Source organism: Streptomyces griseorubiginosus (assembly GCF_017614965.1).
GTDB lineage: Bacteria > Actinomycetota > Actinomycetes > Streptomycetales > Streptomycetaceae > Streptomyces > Streptomyces griseorubiginosus_B.
Map to the genome: position 1 here is coordinate 1 of NZ_WVUG01000596.1, position 1,985 is coordinate 1,985.

The window sequence follows — 1,985 nt, forward strand, 5'->3', positions numbered from 1 at the left end:
GGCTGGGGGACGGCGTGGGGCCGACTGCTGCCGTGTCGCCCTCGTCGGTTCGGCTCGCCGGGGCGCGGGGCGCCCACCGGTGGTGCGGGGCGCGGACGGCCGGGGCCGCTCCCGGGCTGCTGAGGCCCGGGCACCACCGGTTCTCCGGTGTGCGTGCGCCCGCGTCCGCTCGCCCTGCCCGCGCCGCCTGGCGCCCGCCGATCTCCGGTAGGGGCGTGTCAGAGGCTCGGCGGCGTCGCGACCCGCGCGGACGACCCTCACCGCCCGTCTCGCCGCACCATCCGTCGCGTGGCGAGCAGGAGGGCGATGTCGTCGGGACGGTCGGCCGTGTGGCGGGCCGTCGCGGTGAGGCGGTCGGCGACGCCGGCGAGGGGGCGGCGGCCCGGGCGGGCGGCCGGGGCGCCGGCTCGGGCCAGCGCGACCCGCAGGGCGGAGATGCCCTCGTCGATGTCCAGTCCCGGGCGCTCCACCAGCCCGTCCGTGTACAGGGCCAGCACGGCACCGGGCTCGATGAGCAGTTCCGCGACCGGATACTGCGCCTGCGGGTCCACGCCGAGCACGACCCCGCCGGGCAGGTGCACGACCTCCGTGTGACCGTCGGGACGGCGCAGCAGAGGCGGCGGATGTCCCGCGCGGGCCGCCCTGGCCAGCCCCGACACGGGATCCAGCCGGATGTAGCAGCAACTCGCGAACTGACCCGGGTCGAGGTCGATCAGCAGATGGTTCGTCCCGCTGAGCACCTCGTCGGGCGGACGGTCCCCGAGTGCGAACGCGCGAACGGCGCTGCGCAGTTGCCCCATCGTGGCGGCGGCCTGCACACCGTGCCCCTGCACGTCCCCGATCACCAGTGCCAGCCCGTCCCCGGCCTCCACCACGTCGTACCAGTCCCCGCCCACCTCCATGCCCTGGGTGCCGGGCAGATAGCGCCCCGTGGTCTCCACCAGCGGATGCGCGGAGAGCCGGCGCGGCAGCAGGGCCTGCTGCAGCCCCCGCGCGAGCGCGGCCTCGCTCTCGTAGCGCTGCGCCTTCTCCATGGCGTGGGCGATCAGCCCGGCCAGCGCCGTCAGCACCGTGCGCTCCTCGGTGCTGAAGCTCCGGGGCCCGTCGAAGCCCAGGATGCAGGAGCCGACCGGCCGCCCCGACGCGATCAGCGGCAGAAAGGCACGGGCGCCCTCCTTGGCGTCCAGCGCTATGCCGGGATAGGCGGCGGCGAGCTGGTCCATGGAGTCGAAGAAGAGCGGCCGGCCGCTGGTGAGCGTCTCCACGCCGGGCAGATGGGCGTCCAGCCCCACGCCCTCGAACGGGGTGAGGAACCCTGCGGGGAAACCGCTCTCCCAGGCCAGGTAGAGATGCCGGTCCTGCAGCAGGTAGATGGCGAGTCGCCGGCCGCCGAAGGCGGGCAGCAGCTCCCGCATCACCACCGCGGAGACCTGCCGCGCCGTGACCGCCTCGGTCAGCGCGATCGCGAGGACGATGGGCCGGTACAGCGGCGCCATCGACGGCATCCGGTCCGAGGACGTCCCGGGCCGCACCCCGGGTTCGGGCGCGAGGTCGGCGGCCGAGTCCGCCACCCGGGTCGCGGGCCGGAACGTGCACGTCAGGATGGACGGACCGGGGTAGACGGACACGTCGAGCCACGCACCGTCGTACGGCGCCGTGTCATCGTCGTCGGTGTCCGGGGCCGGCCTGCCGACGTGGAAGCGCACCGGGTTCGGGGAGAGCAGCGCGCCGCGCAGATGGTCCTCGAAGGCCGGCTGGCTCAGCCATGGCACGCCCTCCCACAGCGAGCGGCCCAGCAGCCGCGTCCGCGGGCAGCGCAGCAGCTGGGCGGCGCGCGGATTGGCGTACAGGATCATGCCGAGCCGGTCCAGGCACAGCACGCCGTCGGGCAGCAGATCGGCCGCGGCGTCGGCGAGCGCGCCGGGCCCGGGGTCGACGACGAAGCCCCGGACCGGGTGCGCGCCCGAGGGGGCGCCGGGCGGGGC

The 1,985-nt window shown here is 75.8% G+C and carries 1 protein-coding gene; it reads right to left on the reverse strand.

Going from position 1 to position 1,985, the window contains the following annotated elements:
* Window positions 1-257: 257 nt before the first annotated feature.
* Window positions 258-1,985 (reverse strand): SpoIIE family protein phosphatase (locus tag GRC12_RS44020; RefSeq protein WP_208786030.1); only part of this gene is annotated, 1,728 nt, incomplete at its 5' end.